Source organism: Mesorhizobium sp. M7A.F.Ca.CA.002.09.1.1, from assembly GCF_003998555.1.
Classification (GTDB): Bacteria; Pseudomonadota; Alphaproteobacteria; order Rhizobiales; family Rhizobiaceae; genus Mesorhizobium; species Mesorhizobium ciceri.
Genome location: NZ_RZRR01000642.1, coordinates 1 through 3347 on the forward strand (window position 1 = coordinate 1; position 3347 = coordinate 3347).

4 protein-coding genes and 1 pseudogene are annotated in these 3347 nt (G+C 61.4%); 3 read left to right on the forward strand and 2 right to left on the reverse strand.

The genetic code is table 11. The features are described 5' to 3' along the window. Window positions 1-563: pseudogene (gene lysK / locus EN994_RS23685) on the reverse strand (lysine--tRNA ligase); the annotation flags it as partial. Window positions 564-728: 165 nt separating this feature from the next. Between lysK and EN994_RS23690 the strand changes: the two are divergent. Then, complete coding sequence (locus EN994_RS23690; protein WP_127389928.1) at window positions 729-1136, forward strand: tellurite resistance TerB family protein; 408 nt, start codon at window positions 729-731, stop codon at window positions 1134-1136. Between the two features lie 12 nt (window positions 1137-1148). Here EN994_RS23690 and EN994_RS23695 read toward each other — a convergent pair whose 3' ends face one another. Beyond that, window positions 1149-1997 carry a transporter substrate-binding domain-containing protein gene (locus EN994_RS23695; RefSeq protein WP_063170010.1) on the reverse strand — a complete coding sequence of 283 codons (849 nt, stop codon included), beginning with the start codon at window positions 1995-1997 and terminating at the stop codon, window positions 1149-1151. A gap of 249 nt (window positions 1998-2246) precedes the next feature. Here EN994_RS23695 and EN994_RS23700 point away from each other — a divergent pair, with 249 nt between their 5' ends. Both EN994_RS23700 and EN994_RS23705 read left to right on the forward strand, forming a co-directional pair. Beyond that, window positions 2247-2978: a LuxR family transcriptional regulator gene (locus EN994_RS23700; RefSeq protein WP_013533651.1), complete on the forward strand. Its 732-nt coding sequence runs from the start codon at window positions 2247-2249 to the stop codon at window positions 2976-2978. Between the two features lie 96 nt (window positions 2979-3074). Continuing rightward, window positions 3075-3347 (forward strand): acyl-homoserine-lactone synthase (locus EN994_RS23705; protein ID WP_127307839.1); only part of this gene is annotated, 273 nt, incomplete at its 3' end.

A 3347-nucleotide genomic window follows, 5' to 3' on the forward strand; every position in this document is an offset into this window, starting at 1 on the left:
GGCCCGAGCGTCGGTAGCATCACCGCCATGATCTGCTCATAGCGCTCGGCGGCGCGCTTGAGCATCGCGTCGAAACGGCCGGCCTTGTAGTATTGCGTCGCGCTGGCGAACTCGTAGTCGAAGCCGAACGTGTCGAGGAAGCGGCAGAGCATCGCATTGTTGTGGTCGGCGAAGCTCGCATAGTCGCCGCCGAAGGGGTTGGGGACCGACGATAGCGGCTTGTGCAGATGCGGCTCGAGTGCGGCGCGGTCCGGCACGCTGTCGGGTATCTTGCGCATGCCGTCCATATCGTCGGAAAAGCACAGCAGCTTGGTCGCGACCTTGTCCTGCGTCAGGACACGGAAGGCATGGCGCACCATCGAGGTGCGCGCCACCTCGCCGAACGTGCCGATATGCGGCAGGCCGGACGGCCCGTAGCCGGTCTCGAACAGGACTGTTTGCGGAAAGTCGGCGCCTTTGTAGCGCTCGATGATCTTTTTGGCTTCCTCGAACGGCCACGCCTTGCTTTCGGTCGCGGCCGCCAGCAGCTCGGGGTTGAGATCGATGATGTTTGATCCCGCCATGTCACAGTTTTCCAAATCATCTGCCGGCCCGAAGGCGGGCCGCAGCAAGGGTTTTTCAACCGGTCTCTAGGCGTGCAGCGCCGGAGCGTCAACGCGTGCGGCGCTTTTTCCTTGCGGTGCAGAACGGGCGTTCCTAACTTCGAGGCCCGGTTCAAGGAGAAAAAATTGCCGACACCTCATGAAGCCCTGATCTATCTGATGGTCATCACCTCGGCCTCCGACCGCGACATGACCGATGTTGAACTGGCGCGGATCGGCGAGGTCGTCCGCTCCTGGCCGGTGTTCGAGGACTTCAACCACGACAGGCTGGTCGGCGTCGCCCAGGGCTGCCAGAAGCGCCTGCACGAAAAGGATGGGCTGGAGGGCGTGCTGGCTGAAGTCGCCGAGGTCTTGCCCGAGCGGCTGCGCGACACCGCCTATGCCGCCGCCTTCGAGGTTGCCGCCGTCGACCTCGAAATGCGCATGGAAGAGGTGCGGGTGCTGCAGCTGATCCGGCGTCAGCTCGATCTCGACACGCTGACGGTTGCTGCCATCGGCCGCGCGGCCAAGGCGCGGCTGCGTACCCTGACCTGAAAGTCCTTGGCTTTAGAAAAAACTGACGGGGAAATAGCGCAGATAAAATTCGGCGAACGTGCCTTTCATTGAAATTTCCTGCAGCGCGTAGTCGATCGCTGCGGCCAGCGCCGGATTGTCAGCCTTGGTGGCGATGGCCATGCCCGTGCCCAGATATTCGGGCGCCAGATAGGGCCCGCCGGCAAAGCGGCAGCAGCCCGCCGCGTCCGAGCCGCCCAGCCAGAAAGCCAGGCGCATGCCGTCGCCGAAGGCGGCGTCGACCTTGCCGGCCTTGAGATCGGCATACAGTTCTTCCGGCCTGTCGAAAGGGACGACCTGGACCGTGTTGAAATAGTCGCGCAGCATGCGCTCATGCGCCGAGCCTGATATCACGCCGACACGCTTGCCGTGCAATTTGTCAAAGACGGGCTCGGTCAGCGCCTTGCCCTTCGGCATGATGAAGCGCGCCGGAAACTGCAGATAGGAGCGTGAGAAGGCGTAGGTCGCGCGCGATTCCGGTGTGGCGGCGATGCCGGCGATGATCGCCTCGCCTTCGCCTTTCCGCAGTGCGCCTTCCAGCTCGGCCCAGGGCAGGGCCTGGATCTGGCATTTTTCGACAATGCCAAGCTCGGCGCAGATGGCGCGTGCCAGATCGATGTGGAAGCCGGACAGCTTTCCCGCACCGTCGAGGAAGTTGAAAGGCGGGAAGTCCGTGGTGGTGAGGAATCTCAGCCGGGGCAGCTTCGAAAGGTCTGGCTTGGGCAGCCGCTCCTTGGCATCCCACAGCACCGGAACCTGAGGCGCCGCGGCGCGCGCACCGTCGGCGAACGACAGCAACCCGATCAGCATCGCAAAGGCGAAGGACCTCCACCGGAACGCCAAGATAAAACTCCGCCACAGTCGTGCTCGCACCGGTTTTGGTACGAAAATGGTACAGGCACAATGGTTTTTGATTTCAACACGCCGATTTCAGGATATGATTTAGCCGGTTTGCAAATCAGCTTCGGTCGCCTCGATGAGAGGGAGCCACAAAATAAGTATGCGATTTGCAATCCGTGGTCGGTGGCGAAGTGTAAATCAGGCACGCATCATTGGCCGCAATGCACAAGGCAACATGGGGTTGATGTTGCGATGGGTCAGTTCGATCGCACGCTGGAATACATAGACCAACTGCAGCACGCCGCAACGGCGGCGGCGGTCTGCGAAAGGCTGCTGGGCATAACATCGGATTTCGGTCTCACCGCACTGATGGCGGGAACCGTCCCGCAGCCAGGCACGCCGGCCGGCCAGCAAAAGCAGCATGTGCTTCTCTGCGATTGGCCTGGCGAGTGGCTGGAGCGCTATGTCGCGCGCAACTATGTCGATCATGACCCGGTCGTCAGCCATATGAAACAGTTGCAGGCGCCCTTCCAGTGGCACGAAGCGTCCCAAGGCATCCGCATAGACAAGAGCAGCGGCGAGGTGATGGGCGATGCCGGCGCCTTCAAACTGCGCGATGGGTTGGCCTTTCCGCTGATCACGCTCGACGGCCAGATCGTCATGGTGTCGCTGGGCGGCGAGGCCGTGGAATTGTCCGCCGCCGAATTCGGCCAGGTGTCGCTGGTCTCGACCTACGCGGTTGGCCGCGCCATGCAACTCCACACCATGGCGAACAGGACCATCGATCATATCGTGCTGACGCCGCGCGAGCGCGAATGCCTGCAATGGGCCGCCGTCGGCAAGTCCGAATGGGAGATTTCGCAAATCCTCGGCATTTCCGAACACACCTCGGAGAAACATCTTCTTAACGCCAAAAGCAAACTAGGTGCCGTCAACAGGGTGCAGGCCGTCGCGGAAGCGATACGGCGCGGCTACATTAGTTAGGTCGGCCGTGCCGACCTGAAATCCTTGCCTACGCGATCACGCAATTTTCTCATCAAAGCACGGCCGTATCTTCCTCTGAACGCAGGAGACGGCGGAATGCTTTTTTCCCTTACAACCCAGGAATTGATGGAACGTCCCGACCTTTGGGAGGCCGTCCATCGTTTGCGCTACAAGATATTCGTCGAGGAGATGGGGTGGGATGACCTCAGACGCCCCGACGGGCTCGAACTCGACCAGTTCGATCACGACGAGGCGGTCCATCAGATCGTCATCAGGGGCGGTGAAGTGGCGGGTTATCAGAGGATGTTGCCGACGACGCGGCCACATCTGCTGACCGAGGTCTTGACCGATCTTTCCGAAGGAACGCCG